The sequence below is a fragment of the Thermus caliditerrae genome (assembly GCF_021462525.1).
Taxonomy (GTDB): domain Bacteria; phylum Deinococcota; class Deinococci; order Deinococcales; family Thermaceae; genus Thermus; species Thermus caliditerrae.
Genome location: NZ_JAKEDT010000004.1, coordinates 59,685 through 77,161, shown reverse-complemented (window position 1 = coordinate 77,161; position 17,477 = coordinate 59,685). Strand labels below are relative to the sequence as shown.

Sequence of the window (17,477 nt, the reverse complement as noted above, 5' to 3'; positions counted from 1 at the left end):
TAAGGGCATGGGAAAGCCCAGCCTCCTCCCCCTCCTGGACGAACGCCTGCCCCTCACGGAGGAGAAGGTGGCGGAGGCCGCCCGCCTGGCGGGGGTGCCCCTGGCCCAGGCCTGGGGGGTGGTCCGCTACTACCCCCGGTACCGGGGCCTACCCCAAGGCAGGCTTTTGGTGGACGACCCCGTGGCCCGGGCGCGGGGGTTCGCCGGGCTAAGGGCAAAGGCGGACGGGACCTATCCCCCCTTGGGCCTCGAGGCCCTCGCCCCCAGCTACCTGCGCTTCACGCCCAAGGGGCGCTTCGTGGAGTGGGAGGGGCGCCTCGTCCCCTTCGCCGAGTTCCGGCTCCCCTTCGCCCTAGGCCACGGGGAGCGGCTTCTGCCCCCAGAGCCCGTGGAAAGCCTGGCCCAGTACCGGTCCCTAGGGGGGCTAAAGGCCCTGGAGGCCCTGCAAAAGGGGCACCTGACGCCGGAAGCCCTCTTCCAGGCGGTGGAGGAGGCAGGGCTCCTGGGCCGGGGCGGGGCCGCCTTCCCCACCCACCTGAAGCTGCGGGCCGTGGCCCGGGGGGAGCCCCCCCGGTACCTGGTGGTGAACGCCGACGAGTCCGAACCCGGGAACTTCAAGGACCGCTTCCTCCTGGAGCACCACCCCTTTTTGGTCCTGGAGGGCGCCCTCTTGGCCGCTTGGGCCATCGGGGCGGAGCGGGCCTACCTCTACGTGCGGGAGGAGTTCGAGGCCGCCATCCGGGGGCTGGAGAAGGCCATTGGGGAGCTGGAGGAGGCCGGGCTTGCGCCGGTGCCCCTCGAGGTCTTTCGCAGCGGCGGCCTCTACATCTGCGGCGAGGAAACCGCCCTTTTGGAGTCCATGGAGGGCCGGCGGGCCGAGCCCCGCCTCAAGCCCCCCTTCCCGGTGGAGCGGGGCCTATGGGGCAGGCCCACCCTGGTGCAGAACGTGGAAACCCTGGCCAACCTCCCCCTCATCCTGCGGGAAGGCCCCGCAGCCTGGCGGGCCCGGGAGCCCAAGCTCTTCTCCCTAAGCGGGGACGTGGAAAGGCCAGGCCTCTACGAGCTTCCCCTGGGCACCCCCTTAGGGGAGGCCTTGCGGCGGGCGGGCGGGGAGCCAGGGGAGCTTAAAGCGGTCCTCCTGGGAGGGGCGGCGGGGGTCTTCACCCGGGACTGGGCCTTACCCTTGCGCTACCGGGAGAAGCTTCCCCTGGGAGCGGGCGCCTTGGTGGCCTTTGGCGAGGGCGTGGACCTGTGGGAGGTGCTCTTGGGCCTCGCCCACTTCTTCCAGGAGGAGTCCTGCGGCAAGTGCTTCCCCTGTCCCTTGGGCACCGCGGTGCAGGTGGAGATGGTGAAGCGGCGGGAGCGAAACCCCAGCCTGGTGGCCGACCTGGTCGCCACCATGAAAGGAAGCCTCTGCGGCCTCGGCCAGTCGGCCTTCTGGGCGTACCAAAGCCTTTTGGAGGTGGAAGGTGCGGCTTAGGGTGAACGGCAAGGAAGTGGAGGCGCGTCCCGGAGCGCTCCTTTTGGAGGTGGCCGAGGTGCCCACCCTCTGCCACCACCCCCACACGGAAACCCGGGGGCTTTGCCGGCTGTGCCTGGTGGAGGCCGATGGCCGCCTCGTCCCCGCCTGCGCCACCGAGGCCCGGGAAGGGATGGAGGTGCGGACGGAAACAGAGGGGCTCAGGACCCTCCGGAAAACCCTTCTGGAGTGGCTAGCCCTTACCACCGACCTCGCCCAAGCCCCAGACCTCCTGGCCCTCATGGAGCGGTACGGAGCGGAGCCCGAACGCTGGGGGGAGGTACCCAGGAGGCGGGGACGCGAGGTCTTGAAGGATAACCCCTTCTACCTCCGGGACTACGCCAAATGCGTGAACTGCCGCCGCTGCGTGGACGCCTGCGGGGATGGGATCATGGGGGTCTACGCCCTCACCCTGGAGGGCAGGGGCCTCCTGGCCCACCCCACCACTCCCCTGGACCGGCCCCTTCCGGAAACCCCCTGCGTCTTCTGCGGCAACTGCGTCCAAGTCTGCCCCACGGGAGCCCTAAGGCCCCTCTCCCTGGAGGTGGGATGATGCGCACCACCTGCCCTTACTGCGGCGTGGGCTGCCAGGTGGAGCCCGAAATCCAAGGAAACCGCATCCTCCAAGTGCTGGCCCCCGACATCCCTCCCAACCATGGGGCCCTTTGCGTCAAGGGGCGCTTCGGCCTGGACTTCCCCTTTTCCGGAAAGCGCCTCCTCTACCCCATGGTGCGGGAGCGGAAGGGTGCCCCTTTGCGTCGGGCCACCTGGGAGGAGGCCTTGGACTTCGCGGCAAGAAGGCTACTAGAGGTGCTCGGGCGCCGAGGCCCAGAGGCCCTGGCCGTCTTCCCCTCCGCCAAAACCACCAACGAGGAGGTCTACCTGGCCCAGAAGCTGGCCCGGGTCCTCCTCGGCACCAACCACGTGGACCACTGCGCAAGGCTTTGCCACTCCTCCTCTACCGCCGCTTTGAACCGCTCCCTGGGCGGGGCCAGCATGACCAACCCCCTGGAAGATATCTGGAAAACAGACCTCTTCCTGGTGGTGGGCTCCAACACCACGGAAACCCACCCGGTCATCGGAGCTATGATCAAGAAACGCGTTCGCCAAGGGGCCCAGATGATCGTGGTGGACCCCCGGTACACGGGGATGGCGGAGGCCAGCACCCTTTGGCTCCGGGTGCGCCCCGGCACCGACCTCTTCCTCCTCAACGCCATAGCCCGGTTCATCCTGGAGGAGGGCCTTTGGGACCGGGCCTACGTGGAGGCGCGCACCGAGGGCTTCGCCGAGTGGCGGGCTTCCCTGGAAGCCTACACCCTCGAGGAGGCCGAGCGCCTCACGGGGGTGGAAAAGGAGAAGATAGCCCTGGCCGCCAGGCTCTACGCCACCACAGAGCGGGCCGGGGCTTACTGGGCCATGGGGGTGACCCAGCACACCAAGGGCACCGCCACCGCCCAGGCCCTGGTGAACCTGGCCCTGCTCACAGGCAAGGTGGGGAAGGAGGGCGCAGGCCTGAACCCCTTGCGAGGCCAGAACAACGTGCAAGGAGCCGGGGACATGGGGGCTTTGCCCGATGTCCTCCCAGGGTATTGGAAAGTGGCGGACCAGGAAGCCATAAGGCGCTTCGAAGCCCTTTGGGCAACCCCCTTGAACCCCGACCCCGGCCTGCGCATGACCGAGGTGTATGAGGCCATCCCAGAAGTGGAGGCCATCTACCTCATCGGGGAGGATCCCGTCACCAGCGAGCCCCACCAGGACCACCTCAAGGCCAAGCTGGAACGCCTCCCCTTCCTCATCGTCCAGGACATCCTGGAAAACGAGACCACCCCCTTTGCCGACGTGGTCCTTCCCGCCGCCAGCTTCCTGGAAAAGGACGGCACCTTCACCAACACCGACCGCCGGGTGCAGCGAGTGCGGCTGCTTTTAGACCCCCCCGGGGAGGTCCGGCCCGACTGGTGGATCACCCAAGAGCTGGGGCGGAGGCTGGCCCAGGCCCTGGGCCGCCCCTGGAAGGTCTACGAGGGCCCGGAGGGGATTTGGGAGGAGATACGTCAAGCCCTCCCCGAGATGATGGGAGGAATCAACTACCCGAGGCTGGAGCGGGAAGGGGTGCGCTGGCCCTGCCCCTCTGAAGAGCATCCTGGAGAAGCGGTGCTCTTCCGGGAGCGCTTCAACACCCCCTCGGGCAAGGCCCGCTTCTTCCCTGTGCACTTTACCTCCCCTGCGGAAACCCCTTCGGAAGCGTACCCCCTGACCCTCTCCACGGGCCGGGTCCTCTTCCACTGGCACGGAGGTACCTTAAGCCGCAACAGCCGCCTCCAAGAGGCGTACCCAGAGCTCAAGGTGGAGGTCAACCCCAAGGATGCGCAAAGGCTTGGCCTAACCGATGGCGAGCCCGTTTACGTGGTGAGCCGCAGGGGCCGCATCCGGGCCAAGGCCTGGGTGACAGACCGCACCCCAGAAGGTGTGGTCTACGCCCCCTTCCACTTCGCCGAGGCCCCGGCCAACCGCTTGACCTTGGACGCCCTGGATCCCATCAGCCGCATCCCTGAGTACAAGGTGAGCGCGGTGCGGCTGGAAAAGGTGGATTAGTACCACCCCACAGGGACGCCGTTCGCGCGGGGGCCCGGCCAAACGGGTGGGGCACGGCCTCACCCTCCCTCAGGCGCTGGGGAAGGCGAAGCTTTCGTAACCCAGCTCCGCCACGGCGAACCAGCGGAACTGCTCGGCACGGAAGGCCCAGTAGGCGGAGTAGACCTTGCGGTAGGTGGCATCCTTGGCCGCCTGCTCCTCGTAAAGGCCCTGCGTCTCCTCGAGGGCCTTCTTCATGATCTCCGCGGGCCAGCGGCGCAGCCGCACCCCCGCCTTCAAAAGCCGCTGCAGGGCCGGGGGGTTCTGGGCGTCGTACTTGGCCATCATGGTGAGGTTGACTTCGGCAGCCGCCACCTGGAAGGCCTCCTGGAACTCCTTGGGAAGGCGTTGCCACTCCCTTTGGGAAACCAGGAAGGAAAGCTGGGCCGAGGGTTCCCAGAAGGAAGGGTAGTAGTAATACTTGGCCACCTTGTAGAAGCCCAGCTTTTCGTCGTCGTAGGGGCCGGAGAACTCGGTGGCGTCTATGGTGCCCCGCTCCAAGGCCGGGTAGATATCCCCGGCGGCCAGGGTCTGGGGCACCACCCCGAGCCGCCCCATGACCATGCCCCCGAGGCCAGGGATCCGCATGCGCACCCCTTTGAGGTCGGCCAAGGCCTTGACCTCCTTGCGGAACCACCCCCCCATCTGCGCCCCGGTGTTGCCTCCGGGGAACTGCAGCACGCCAAAGTCGGCGTAGACCTGGCGCAACAGCTCCAACCCCCCGCCGTAGCGCATCCAGGCGTTGTGCTGACGGTAGGTCATGCCGAAGGGCACCCCGCCGTCAAAGGCCAGGGCTGGATTCTTGCCCACGTAGAAGGGGCCGTAGGTATGCCCGGCCTCCACGGTCCCCTGCTGCACCGCATCCAGCACCTGGCCGCCCGGCACGATCTCCCCCGCTTGGAAGACGCGGATCTGGAAGCGGCCTTCGGTGAGCTCCGCTACCCTTTTGGCCAGGTCCTCGGCACCCCCGTACAAGGTATCCAGGCTCTTAGGGTAGCTGGACACCAGGCGCCAGCGCACCTGGGGGGCTGCTTGTGCGAAGGCCGTGTAGGAAAGGCTGACCGTGAGCCCCACTCCCGCCCGCTTGAGAAAGCTTCTGCGGTTCATAAGCTCTCCTTCGCCTCTGAGTGTATCGCGACGTGGACCTGTAGGGCTAACCCCCTTGGCCTCCGGACTCAGCCTGATCACGGGGGTTGAAGAGGAGGCGCTCCACGTGGGTCAAGAGGGTTTGCCCCTCAAAGGGCTTGCCCAAGAAAGCCTGGGCACCGGCCTCGAGGGCCTCCTGCTGGCTCCTTGCGGAAACACTGGCAGAAAGCGCCAGCACCGGGGTGTTGCCCAAGGCGCGCACCCGCCGGATGACTTCTATCCCGGACACCCCCGGCATCACCAGATCGCACACCACCAGGTCGTAGGCGCCGGGCAGCTTCTCCAAGGCCGTTTTCCCCGAGGGAGCCCAGTCCACCTGGTGGCCGGCCCGCTCTAGCATACGCCGCACCATATGGGCCACCAAAGGCTCGTCCTCAACCAGCAGGATGCGGGCCATACAAGGGTAGGATAACCCGAAAGAGGCTCCCCTTGCCTTCCTCGCTCTCCACCTCGATCCGCCCCCCGTGGGCCTCCACGATGTGCTTGGAGATGAATAGCCCAAGCCCTGTGCCCGCAACCCCCCGGGCGCTGGCGTTCTTGGCACGGGCGTAGCGCTGGAACAGCTTCGGGAGCTCCTCCTTGGGGATCCCCGGACCGGTGTCCGCCACCTCCAAGACCAGGTCTTCCCCTTCCACTTGGGCCGCAAGGCGCACCTCCCCCCCTGGGGGGGTGAACTTGAAGGCGTTGCTGAGCAGGTTGCCCACCACCTGCACCAGGCGGTCAGGGTCGGCCTCCATCACGGGCAGCTCGGCCACCTCCACGCGGAACTCCACCCCCGAAAGCCGGGCCACGCCCTGGAAGCTCCTGGCCAGGTCCAGGAGGAGGGGCTTAAGGTTCACGGGCCTTCTCGCCACCTCGAAGCGGCCCGCCTCGAGGCGGCTGGTGTCCAGGAGGTTGTCCACCATGGTCTTCAGGCGGAAGGCGCTTTCCAGTATGAGCTCCACCGACTCCTGGGCACCCTCCGACAGGGGCTCCTCCCGCAACAGCTCCGCCAACCCCATGATCACCGCCAAGGGTGTGCGCAGCTCGTGGCTCACCGCGGCGATGAACTCGCCCTTGAGGCGCTCCGCCTCGAGGCGGGGCCTAAGGTCCCTGAGGTTCACCACCACCCCGCGCACCCTGGGTTCATCCAGCAGGTTCCTTCCCCAAGCCTCCACCGGAATGGGGATCCCACTGGCGTGGAGCACGCGAAACTCGCCGGTGCGAACCTCGCCCGGGTGAGCGAGCAGCTCTCGGAAAAGCTCCTCTGCCAGTTCCCGATCCTCGGGATGCACAAATTCCAAGCCTTGTAGGGAAGCCCGCTTGTAGCCCTCCGGATCGTAGCCCAGCACGGCCCGCACGCTGGCGCTCACAAAGCGAACGATCCCCTCCCGGTCCAGCACGTACACGACGTCTTGGGAGTGCTCCAAGAGGGCCTTGAGCCGGTCCTCCTCCGCCTCCAAGAGCTCCAGGAAGCGGGCCTTCTCCAGAACCAGAGCGAGAAGGGTGCCCACCTGTGTCAAGCGGGAAAGGAGCCTCTCGGAAAAACGGCGCTCCTGGCGGTAGCCCAACAAAAGCCCCCCCCGGAACCCACCCACCCGAAAAGGCACCACCAGGGCGCTCCTCAAGCCCAAGGCTGCAGCCAGGGCGCAGTCCCTGGGCCCTAACACCTCCACCCCCAAGGGGCTTTCCTCCGAGAAGGCCTGCTCCAGGAGGTTGGGCTTGGGAAGCTCAGATGGCAGGGCACAGGTGCTAAAGTGCACCTCCCGCACCCCCTCGCCCTCCGCCAGCAAAAGCCCTTCGTCCGCGGCGAAGAGGGCCTTGAGCCGCTGCACAATGGCTTCGGCCAGCGCCCGCAAGCTCCCCTGGCGTAGCGCCGCCTGGGCCACGTCCACCAGGGCTTGGGTGAAGGCCACCTGGTCCCGGAGGGCCCGCTCCATCCGGGTGCGCTCGGTGATGTCGTGGAGAACCAGGATGCGCATCTCCCCCACCTGCCGCCCGCGCACGCTGTAGGTGGACCCGTGCAGGCTGGCCTCCAGCCTTCCTCCTTCCAGGGCAGGGGTCAGGGAGGCGGGGAGGTCCTCGAGGCCCAGCTCCGCCCCCACGGACAAAGCCTGCCGCGCCCGGCCGTTGGCAAACCCCCGGTCCCCGAAGAAGACCACAACCCCATCGGGAAGCTCTTCCAGCACCTGGGAAAGCCGCCTACGCTCCGCCGCTAGGGCCAAGGAAAGCTGGGTCTTCTCCCGGTAGAGCTGGGCGTTCCGCAAGGCCACCCCCGCCACCCCGGTGAGGAGCTCCACGTAGCGCACCTCATCCTCGCTCACCGGTGGCCCGCCAGGGCCTTGGTCCACCGCCACCACGCCCAAAGGCTCGGACTCCGCCATAATGGGCACGAAGGCCACGTTGGGACCCGTATCCTGGGCAACAAGGGGAGGCAGGTCCGTGCGCTTCAAGACCAGGGTGCGGCGCTCCCGCACCGCCCTCGCCAACGGGTCCGAGGAAGAGCCCACGGGAAGGTGGATGCGGCTGCGTCCCTCGGTCCAAAAGAGCTCCTCGCCCTTCACCGTGAGGTGGCCCTCCAACCGGTCTCCCCGCACCAAGGCCACGGTGACCCGATAGAAACCAAACCGTTCGGAAAGAGCCCGGGCCAAGGTCTCCAGCACCGCGCCAGGCTCGAGGGCCTTGGCCACCTCCCGAGCCAGGGCGCTCACGTGGGAAAGGGCCTCCACGTGACGGGAGAGGCGGCCTAGAGCCTGGTTTCGCTCGGCCAAAAGCTCCCCGTTTTTCAAGGCCAGGGCGGTGAGCTGCGCCAAGAGGGGCAACAGGGGAACCAGGAACTGGGGCACCCCTTCCAGGCTCAGCACCCCCTTGGGGGCAAAGCGGCTGCAGGAGGGGCACACCAGGGCGCGGGTGTCCTGGGAGGCCTTGGGACGTGCGCTGCACCGAGTGTCGGGTTCGGACCAGCAAAACGCCGCCTCCTCCCCCACCACCGGCAGGAGCCACTCCTGGCCACGCTTCACGGGCCCCTCGGCGAAGAAGGCCTCCTGCACCGGGCCCTTACTGTAAAGGGGCAGGGCGATGGCGGAGACCGTATAGTGCCTTCCCCGCCCCGAGGCCACCTCACCCATAAGCTCGCGGGTCTCTTGGTGATAAAGGAAGAGGGCCGCCCGTTCCACCCCCTCCTCCGTGGCCACCTCCAAGAGGTTGCGCAAAATTTGCACCGGCTCCAGGTCCTTCAGCAACGCCCGCTGAAAGCGGCCTAGAACCTCCATCTGTCCCCCGAGTCTCATCTGCCTCCAATGGTAGCATGGGGCCGGGGTTGCAAGGGGAAGGGCAAAATCTTAGACTTGGTCAAAGAGTAGGGCCCCTTGGCCTTCCAGGAGGGAAGCCATGCCCATAGATTTCCGCCTTACCGAAGAGCAGAAGCAGCTCCAGGCCCTGGCCCGGCGCTTCGCCAAGGAGGTGATCCTCCCCGTGGCCCAGGAGTACGACGAGAAGGAAGAGGTGCCCTGGCCGGTCATAGAGAAGCTCCACGAGGTAGGCCTCCTGAACGCCATCATCCCCGAGGCCTACGGGGGCATGGGCCTCAAGATGCTGGACGAGGTCATCGTGGGGGAGGAGCTGGCCTACGCCTGCATGGGCATCTACACCATCCCCATGGCCAGCGACCTGGGCATCACCCCGGTGCTCTTAGCGGGCACGGAGGAGCAAAAGGAGCGCTTCCTGAGGCCCCTCACGGAAAAACCGGCCCTAGCCGCTTTCGCCCTCTCCGAGCCCGGCAACGGCTCCGACGCCGCCGCCCTCAAGACCAAAGCGGTGCGCCAGGGGGACCACTACGTGCTGAACGGCACCAAGATGTGGATCAGCAACGGGGGCGAGGCGGAGTGGGTGGTGGTCTTCGCCACCCTGAACCCCGAGCTCCGCCACAAGGGGGTGGTGGCCCTGGTGGTGGAGCGGGGTACCCCTGGCTTCCACGCCGTCAAAATCCACGGCAAGCTGGGGCAAAGGGCCTCCGGCACCTACGAACTCGTCTTTGAGGACGTGAAGGTGCCCGTGGCCAACCGCCTGGGGGAGGAGGGCGAGGGCTTCAAGATCGCCATGAACACCCTCAACAAAACCCGCATCCCCGTGGCCGCAGGCAGCGTGGGAGTAGCCCGGCGGGCCCTGGACGAGGCCAAGAAGTACGCCAAAGAACGGGAGGCTTTTGGCCAGCCCATCGCCCAGTTTCAGGCCATCCAGTTCAAGCTGGCGGACATGGCCATCGGTCTGGAAACCGCCCGCATGTACACCTACTACGCCGCCTGGCTGGCCGACCAGGGCCTTCCCCACGCCCACGCCAGCGCCATCGCCAAAGCCTACGCCTCGGAGGTGGCCTTCGAGGCCGCCAACCAGGCCATCCAGATCCACGGGGGCTACGGGTACGTGCGGGAGTTCCCAGTGGAAAAGCTCCTTAGGGACGTGAAGCTCAACCAGATCTACGAGGGCACCAACGAGATCCAGAGGCTCATCATCGCCAGGCATCTCCTGGCGGAGTGAAAGGAGGCAAAGGATGAAGGTCGTGGCGGTCATCCGGCAGGTACCCGACGGGGAGAGCAGGCTGAAGATCCAGGGAGGACGGGTGGACCTCTCAGGGGCCACCCTGATCCTGGACCAGATGGACGAGTACGGGGTGGAGGAAGCCCTGCGCCTCAAGGAAAAGCACGGGGGGGAGGCGGTGGTGGTGGGGTTCGGCCCCGAGCGCACCGAGGAAGCCATCCGCACCGCCTTGGCCATGGGCATGGACCGGGGCGTGCACGTGGTCTTTGAGGGCTACGCCGACCCGGTGACCGTGGCCGAGGCCTTAGCCCCGGTGCTGAAGGAGGAAGCCCCCACCTTGGTCCTCACCGGAGGCCAGCAGGCGGACTGGGACAGCCAGGCCCTGGGGGCCGCCCTGGCCGAAGCCCTGGGGGTGCCGGTGGTGGCCTGGACCACGGCTTTGGAGCTGGAGGGGGAAACCGCCCGGGCCAAGCACGACCTGGACGAGGGAGCGGAGTGGGTGAGGGTCCGGCTTCCTGCCGTCTTCACCACGCAACAAGGCCTGAACGAGCCCCGCTACCCCACCCTGCCCGGCATCATGAAGGCCAAGAAGAAGGAGATCCGCAAGGTGGCCTTCCAGGGTGGGGCCAGGGTGGAGATCCTGGAGGAAAGCATTCAGGAAAAAGCTCGCCTGCAAAAGGTGCTGGACGGCAAGGACCCGGTGGCGGCGGCAGAGGAGCTGGTGCGGCTTCTCCACGAGGAAGCCAAGGTCATCTAGGAGGTAGCCCATGATCCTGGTGGTGCTGGACCACGACGGAAGCAAGCTGAGGAAAGGAAGCCTCGAGGCCCTCACCCGGGCCCGGAAGCTGGCCGAGGCCCTGGGAGCGAAGGTGGCAGGGGTGCTTCTCGCGGAAGGCCCGGCCCCCGTGGAGGAGGCCCGAGGCTACGTGGACACCCTTTACGTGGCCGAGCTCGGCCCCTACACCGCCGAGCAGTGGGCGGCTGGGGTGCTGGAAGCGGCCAAGGCTGGGGCCAAGGTCATCCTGGTGCCCTCCTCGAGGCAGAGCCGGGCCTACCTGGGCCGGGTGGCCTATGCCCTCAAGGCGGGGCTTCTGGAGGACACCCTGGACTCCTGGACGGAAGGGGAATGGGTCTACGCCACCCGCTACGCCTACCTGAACCGGGTGACCCAAAAGGTGCGAAGCGGCCTCCCCGCGGTCCTCACGGTGAAGCCCAACACCACCCCCTTGGCGGAGCCCTTGGGGGGCCAGGGCGAGGTGGTGGCCCTGAGCGTGCCCTCGGTGCCCACGGTGGAGGTGCTGGAACGGGTACAGGAGGAGAAGAAGGGCGTCTCCCTCACCGAGGCCGACGTGGTGGTCACCGGGGGCCGGGGGATGGGAAGCGCCGAGGCCTTCCAAAAGGTGGAGGAGCTAGCCCTCCTCCTCGGGGGGGCGGTGGGGGCCACCCGGGCGGTGGTGGACGCGGGCTGGCGCCCGTACGCCGAGCAGGTGGGCCAGACCGGCAAGACGGTGCAGCCTTCCCTCTACATTGCCTTGGGCGTGTCCGGAGCGGTGCAACACCTGGCAGGGATGAACAAGAGCAAGTTCATCGTGGCGGTGAACAAAGACCCCGAGGCCCCCATCTTCAAGCAGGCGGACTACGGCATCGTGGGGGACGTACACCAGGTCCTACCCGCCCTCATCCAGGCGGTGAAGAAGCTCAAAGACTAAGGGGCGGGGAAACCCCTGCCCGACCAGCCCCTCAGCGGGCTGGTTTCTTTATCCCTTGGAAGGAGGGGCTCCCTCGTCCTCCATGCGGGAGATTTCGCTGTGGAGCTCGTTTTCCCCCTTGGTCCCCTCTGTCGCCCGGGCCCTTCCCCCACCCTGGAGCATCCGCAGCAGGAGGTAGAGGAGCAAGGCCACCACCACCACGCCCACGGCGTAAGGCCAGGCGGGGACGCCGGGCGCCTCGGGGACCGCAGGCAGGGAAAGGGGCGGTGCAGGAGCCTTAAAAACCTCCCCTTCCAGCTTGCCCACCCGGTCGGCCAAGCCCCTTAGCCCATCTTCCTGGGCGGAAAGCCGCGCCTCCAAGGAGGCTACCCGGCCCTCGAGGGCCTGTAACCAGACGTACTCGCGGTAGCCCACCCACCCCAGGAAGAAGGCCACCACGAGCAGCAGGGCATACGTCAACCATCGCCTCACGCGCATCACCTCCTTGCCAGGCCAAGCAAGCTGGAACGATGCCCGGCTTCTTAGTGTATCATGCGGCCAGTATGGCCGACAACGCCCGACTCATCCTGGACGAACTTCTTGCCGAACTGGAAGAGCGGCGCAAAAAGGTGCTCCTGGGCGGCGGCAAGGACCGCATCCAAAAGCAACACCAGCAGGGCAAGCTCACCGCCCGGGAGCGAATAGAATACCTTTTGGACCCGGGAAGTTTCGTGGAGCTCATGCCCTTCGCCGAGCACCTGGAAACCGGGCTCATGGAGGGCCTCGAGGCCCCGGCCGACGGGGTGGTGACGGGCTACGGCACCATCGGGGGCCGCCTGGTCTTCCTCTTCAGCCAGGACTTCACCGTCTTGGGCGGCTCCCTGGGCAAGATGCACGGACGCAAAATCGCCAGCCTCATGGACCTGGCGGCCAAGGTGGGGGCCCCCATCATCGGCCTCAACGACTCCGCCGGGGCCCGCATCCAAGAAGGGGTGGACAGCCTCTCCGGCTACGGCGAGGTCTTCTACCGCAACGCCATCTACTCCGGGGTGGTGCCCCAGATCTCCGCCATCCTGGGCCCCTGCGCCGGGGGAGCGGTCTACAGCCCGGCCATGACCGACTTCATCCTCATGAGCCGGGGGACCAGCTACATGTTCATCACCGGCCCCGAGGTGATCCGGAGCGTGACCCGGGAGGAGGTGAGCTTTGAGGAGCTGGGCGGGGCGGACGTGCACATGGAAAAAAGCGGCGTGGCCCACCTGGAAGGCCAAAACGACCAGGAGGTCCTGGACCTCATCAAAAAGCTCCTCTCCTACCTGCCGCAAAACAGCCGGGAAAAACCCCCAGTCCTGGAGCCCAAGGACGACCCCCACCGCCCCACTCCGGAGCTCCTGGAGATCGTCCATCCGGATGCCAAAAGGCCCTACAACATGCACCAGGTCATCAGGACCCTCCTGGACGAGGGGGAGTTTTTGGAGATCCAGCCGGGCTTCGCCCGGAACATCATCGTGGGCCTGGGAAGGCTTGGCGGCTACCCCGTGGGGGTCATTGCCAACAACCCCCGCTTCATGGCCGGGGCCCTGGACATCAACGCCTCGGACAAGGCCGCCCGCTTCATCCGCACCATGGACGCCTTCAACATCCCCCTCCTCACCCTGGTGGACGTGACCGGGTTCCTGCCCGGGGTGGCCCAGGAGCACGGGGGCATCATCCGCCACGGGGCCAAGATGCTCTTCGCCTACGCCGAGGCCACGGTGCCCAAGATCACCCTCATCGCCCGCAAGGCCTACGGGGGGGCCTACCTGGCCATGAACTCCAAGGACATGGGGGCGGACGTGGTCCTGGCCTGGCCCACGGCGGCGGTGGCGGTGATGGGGGCCGAGGGGGCGGCCAACATCATCTACCGCCGGGAGATCCAGGCCTCCCCCAACCCTGAGGAGACCCGCCGCCGCAAGATCGAGGAGTACCGCCGGGCCTTTGACAACCCGTGGGTGGCGGCGGGCCGGGGCTACATCGACGACGTCATCGACCCCGCCCACACGAGGCGCCTCCTCTACCAGCACCTCAAGATGCTTTGGGACAAGAAGGAGGAAAGGCCCTACAAGAAGCACGACAACATCCCCCTATGAGCTCCCCGAAGCGCAGGTGGGCCCAAAGTCCTAGGACTTTGGGCCGTTTCCTTGGAGGCGGCGGCTGGCCTAGCCTGGATATGAACGGGAGGTCAAGCAGAAATGAAGACCTATGGACAAGCCTTTATCGGCGGACTAACCCTCCTCGTCCTCGCCGCTTGTTCTGGGCCACAAGGGGAGGTGGGGCCGCAGGAGATCGTGGTAACCGAAGGAATCCCTGCCCCCAAGGCCGCGGCGGCACCCCTCCGGCCCCAGGGGAACCTCGAGGGCCAGCTGGCCTCCGTGGTGGGCTCCCAGACCACTCCCTTGGCGGTGGACGGTTGCGCCAACGGGGCTCCCAGCACGGTGCAGGTGAGCTACGCCATCAAGACACCGCCTGCGCAGGCCTACCCTGCCTCCTTCAAGGTCTACACCACCTGGGCCCACGAGGCAGGGGCATGGGTGGGGTCGGATGAAGCCACCGTCACCTTCCAAAGCGCCAGCGACCAGCCCAAAACGGTGACGCTCACCGTGCGGAATGGGGGTTCCCCTGCCACGGGCACCAGCGCCTTTACGGTGGAGCCCCGGGATCCCCAGCCCAGCTCCGGTCCCGGAAGGCTCCAGACACCTCCTGGGCAGTCCGAGGTCACCGTCCACGTGAGCTTCAACCCCTGCCCTGCCACCGACCCCCCTCCCTCCAACACGCCCCCTACCCTCACCGTGCCCAACTTCGTCCTGGCAGAGGCCACCGGCCCCGCCGGGGCCCAGGTGGCCTTCTCGGTCACGGCCACGGACCTCGAGAACGGGGACCTCACGGGGAGCGTGGTCTGCACCCCCACAAGCGGTACCCTCTTCCCCATCGGCGAAACCACGGTGACCTGCTCCGTAACCGACTCCGGGGGACTTTCCGCCAGCGCGAGCTTCCCCGTATACGTGGAGGACTCGACCCCGCCCATCTTCTTTGGAGTGCCCAGCGGCACCGCGACCCGGATCGCCCAGAACATCCAGGGATGGGCCCTAAACCTTGCGGATCTTGGCATTTCCGCTAGCGACCCGAACGGCGTTTCGGAGCCCGTGACCGTGACCTGCACCCCTGCGGAGGGGAGCTACATCCCCATCGGGGCCACCCAGACCGTGGTCTGCACCGCCCGGGACAGCGCCACCTACCGCGCCCCCGTAAGCGCCGCACCCCCTCCCCCCAACGAGAGCCAGGCCAGCTTCCAGGTATTCGTGACCCTGAACGTGAACCCTGCAAGCTTCTTACCCCCCTTGCGCATGGCCGCCCCGTATAGCGCCCACAAGCGGAGCTCCGCCATCCCCCACAAGTTCTACCCACCCACCTACGCCGACGGCACACCCGCCACCGATCTGGCCGACGGCCTGCGGCTGGTGTTGCGCTATGTCAGCAGCTGCAGCGCCCTGACCGGGGAGGAAACGCAGGGCAACGACTACCCCACCGGCTCCACCGCCTGGCGCTATGATCCCGACAGCGGCCACTACATCTTCAACCTGAAGACCCAGACGGCTTGGAGCTTGGGGTGCTACCGCACCACGGTCTCCTACGCGGACATCCCCCTGGCGGAGACCTACTTCAACCTCACCCGCTAAGGGTAAAACCAGGGAATCTGGGTAAACTGGGGCTAGGCCATGGTGAAGGTCTGGCTCCAGCTTCCCATCTACGCCGAGCAGGAAGCCTTGGCAGAGGCCCTGAAGGCCCGGGGCTTCGAGATGGTGGAACACCCCCTCCTGGCCCAGGTGGGCCTGGTGGAGGTGGACCGGGAGGTCCACGCCCCGCCGCCGGTGCCCACGGTGATCCTCCTCAAGGACCCGGGCCAATCAACCCAAGCCCTGAGGAAGGGGTATAGGGGCTACCTGTACCCGGAACAGGGCCTCGAGGTCCTAGAAAAGGCCCTCAAGGCCGTGGCCCAAGGGGAAGTTTGGGCAGAGAGGCGGGTGGTGGCCGCTTTGGTGGGGGAGCCCTTCCCCCACCTCACACAAAGGGAAAAGGCAGTGGCCGGCTTGGCCGCCATCGGCCTCAGCAACGAGGAGATCGCCAAGGAGCTTGGCATCTCTGTTAAAACGGTGAAGGCCCACCTCTCCGTAGTCTTCCAGAAACTCGGGGTGAAGAAGCGAACGCAGCTGGCCCACATGCGCTTTCTCTTCTGAGCAGAGGCACGTCAGACTTCCATCCAAATCGTCCTAGGACTTTTAGCGAATTAAACCTAGACCAAAGGCCGGTTGTAGCCTCTCTTCACCTCGGGGACAATGAAATCGAAAGGAGGCCTTTATGCTAAGCAAAAGAAGCGCCGGGTTTCTAGCGGGGGTAGCCCTGGCGTTGATCCTCGCGGCTTGCGGCGGGCAGATGGGTAAAGCGCCTGCAGAACAAGGGTTAGGCTCTGCCGCAGTAGCCTCCAGTTCTCCCCAGGTCATCCCTAAGCCCACCTGGCAATCCGGAAACGCAGTGGAAGAGTGCAGCCAGGCAGGAATCCCCTTTGACGGGGCCTATAAGATAGACCCGCCCCTTAACGGCACTTATTCTCTGGACAGCTACGGCAACACCGTCACCGTAAGCTTCTCTGGGGACGGTCGCTTTGTTGACTGGTCTGCGAACATCGCCATGAGCGCTGTCATCGTGAAAGGCGGCCCCGGCGCCAACATCTACCTCTATGATCCCCCTGCCACCTCGGGAAGCGGCCTGCGGGCTCCCGACCACCCTAACTCTGGCCAAATCCCCGCGATTAGCCATGTGACCTTCTGTTGGGAGTACCGCCTCGCCGCTGAAAAGGACGCCCGCACCACCTATACCCGCCAGTACTACTGGGAGATCCAAAAGACGGGAAGCCACAACGAAATCACCTTGAGCGAAGGCCAGGTCTTCCCTGTAAGCTACACGGTGCGGGTGGCTGTTAGCCGCTTTGAAGAACGGGACTTCGCCGTCAGCGGCACCATCACCATCCGCAACAACACTCCCATCACCTTCGTGGTGCAGAGCGTATCCGATGTGATTTCCCCAGAGATCGCCGCCAGCGTGAGCTGCGAGGCCTTGCCCTTCACCTTGGCGCCGGGAGGCACCATGAGTTGCAGCTACAGCGCAAACCTCCTCGACAAGGTCGGGCGCACCAACACCGCCACCGTGAACTACGTGCGCCAGGGAGAAGAGCGGGTCCGCACCGCCACCGCCACCGCCCCCGTGGCCTTCGGTGAACCTACGAACGTGGTGGACGGAAGCGTGCAGGTATCCGACGACCGCTACGGGAACCTGGGCACGGTGACCTTCGCTGAAGCTCCTCAAACCTTCTCCTACACCCTGGACGTTGGCCCCTACCGGTGCCAGCCCCAAGATGCCTACTACGCCTTCACCAACACCGCCACCTTAACCACAAGCACCACGAACACCTCCGTTTCCTCCTCCTGGACAGTGAACGTGCGGGTGCCTGCCTGTGCCTTAGGCTGCACCCTCACCCAGGGGTACTGGAAGACCCACACCAAGTACGGTCCCGCCAAACCTCGGGACGAGACTTGGGACCGGATCGCCAACGCAGGTGAGGACACCCTCTTCTACCGCTCGGGCCAGACCTACTACCAGGTGCTCTGGACCCCGCCTTCCGGGGGCAACCCCTACTACCAGCTGGCGCACCAGTTCATCGCCGCCACGCTGAACAAGCTGAATGGGGCGGCCACCCCGTCGGAAGTGGAGGTGGCCCTGGCCTGGGCCAACGAATACTTCTCCACCTACACGCCTAGCGGTCCCTTCTCCCGCAACCTCACTAACCAAGCCCGCCAGTACGCCGACCTCCTGGCCCGGTACAACGAGGGCTACATCGGGCCCGGGCACTGCAGCGAGTAGAGGCCCTAGTCCGCTCCCCCGGG

The 17,477-nt window shown here is 66.4% G+C and carries 14 protein-coding genes; 10 read left to right on the top strand and 4 right to left on the bottom strand.

Translation table 11 applies throughout. From position 1 onward, the window contains the following. Positions 1–7: 7 nt before the first annotated feature. Genes L1088_RS12415 through fdhF form a run of 3 tightly spaced genes read left to right on the top strand, consistent with a single transcriptional unit; the run spans position 8 to position 4,111 of the window. Positions 8–1,480: an NADH-ubiquinone oxidoreductase-F iron-sulfur binding region domain-containing protein gene (locus L1088_RS12415; protein ID WP_267961010.1), complete on the top strand. Its 1,473-nt coding sequence runs from the start codon at positions 8–10 to the stop codon at positions 1,478–1,480. After that, the gene (locus L1088_RS03985) at positions 1,470–2,072 is read left to right on the top strand and encodes a 2Fe-2S iron-sulfur cluster-binding protein (protein ID WP_234553825.1); all 603 of its coding nucleotides are present in this window, start codon (positions 1,470–1,472) and stop codon (positions 2,070–2,072) included. The genes L1088_RS12415 and L1088_RS03985 overlap by 11 nt, the downstream gene beginning before the upstream one ends. Further along, positions 2,072–4,111 (top strand): formate dehydrogenase subunit alpha, encoded by a 2,040-nt coding sequence (fdhF, locus tag L1088_RS03980; protein WP_326490751.1) that lies wholly within the window; start codon positions 2,072–2,074, stop codon positions 4,109–4,111. Before L1088_RS03985 ends, fdhF begins: the two co-directional genes overlap by 1 nt. Before the next feature lie 69 nt (positions 4,112–4,180). Here fdhF and L1088_RS03975 read toward each other — a convergent pair whose 3' ends face one another. From L1088_RS03975 to L1088_RS03965, 3 genes are read right to left on the bottom strand one after another with little or no spacing between them, the layout of a single operon-like run. After that, positions 4,181–5,257 carry a TRAP transporter substrate-binding protein gene (locus L1088_RS03975; protein WP_234553823.1) on the bottom strand — a complete coding sequence of 359 codons (1,077 nt, stop codon included), beginning with the start codon at positions 5,255–5,257 and terminating at the stop codon, positions 4,181–4,183. A gap of 46 nt (positions 5,258–5,303) precedes the next feature. Further along, entirely contained in the window at positions 5,304–5,693 is a 390-nt protein-coding gene (locus L1088_RS03970; protein WP_051913555.1) for a response regulator transcription factor, read from the bottom strand. Next, positions 5,671–8,565, bottom strand: a complete 2,895-nt coding sequence (locus L1088_RS03965; RefSeq protein ID WP_234553822.1) for an ATP-binding protein — start codon at positions 8,563–8,565, stop codon at positions 5,671–5,673. Before L1088_RS03965 ends, L1088_RS03970 begins: the two co-directional genes overlap by 23 nt. 100 nt (positions 8,566–8,665) lie before the next feature. On the opposite strand from L1088_RS03965, the gene L1088_RS03960 reads away from it, so the two are divergent. From L1088_RS03960 to L1088_RS03950, 3 genes are read left to right on the top strand one after another with little or no spacing between them, the layout of a single operon-like run. Next, positions 8,666–9,811 (top strand): acyl-CoA dehydrogenase family protein, encoded by a 1,146-nt coding sequence (locus tag L1088_RS03960; protein ID WP_234553821.1) that lies wholly within the window; start codon positions 8,666–8,668, stop codon positions 9,809–9,811. Positions 9,812–9,824: 13 nt separating this feature from the next. Continuing rightward, entirely contained in the window at positions 9,825–10,568 is a 744-nt protein-coding gene (locus L1088_RS03955) for an electron transfer flavoprotein subunit beta/FixA family protein (protein WP_234553820.1), read from the top strand. A gap of 10 nt (positions 10,569–10,578) precedes the next feature. Beyond that, complete coding sequence (locus L1088_RS03950) at positions 10,579–11,520, top strand: electron transfer flavoprotein subunit alpha/FixB family protein (RefSeq protein ID WP_234553819.1); 942 nt, start codon at positions 10,579–10,581, stop codon at positions 11,518–11,520. A gap of 48 nt (positions 11,521–11,568) precedes the next feature. Here the strand turns inward: L1088_RS03950 and L1088_RS03945 are convergent, their stop codons facing one another. Beyond that, positions 11,569–11,997: a hypothetical protein gene (locus tag L1088_RS03945; protein WP_234553818.1), complete on the bottom strand. Its 429-nt coding sequence runs from the start codon at positions 11,995–11,997 to the stop codon at positions 11,569–11,571. 65 nt (positions 11,998–12,062) lie between these two features. Between L1088_RS03945 and L1088_RS03940 the strand changes: the two genes are divergently transcribed. From L1088_RS03940 to L1088_RS03925, 4 genes are all read left to right on the top strand, one after another. Next, positions 12,063–13,628, top strand: a complete 1,566-nt coding sequence (locus L1088_RS03940; RefSeq protein WP_234553817.1) for an acyl-CoA carboxylase subunit beta — start codon at positions 12,063–12,065, stop codon at positions 13,626–13,628. 102 nt (positions 13,629–13,730) lie between these two features. Further along, positions 13,731–15,215 (top strand): PxKF domain-containing protein, encoded by a 1,485-nt coding sequence (locus tag L1088_RS03935; protein WP_234553816.1) that lies wholly within the window; start codon positions 13,731–13,733, stop codon positions 15,213–15,215. Positions 15,216–15,254: 39 nt separating this feature from the next. Continuing rightward, a complete protein-coding gene (locus L1088_RS03930; protein ID WP_234553815.1) occupies positions 15,255–15,773 on the top strand; it encodes a LuxR C-terminal-related transcriptional regulator in 519 nt (172 codons plus the stop codon). Positions 15,774–16,068: 295 nt separating this feature from the next. Further along, a complete protein-coding gene (locus tag L1088_RS03925) occupies positions 16,069–17,454 on the top strand; it encodes a hypothetical protein (RefSeq protein WP_234553814.1) in 1,386 nt (461 codons plus the stop codon). Positions 17,455–17,477 lie beyond the last annotated feature (23 nt).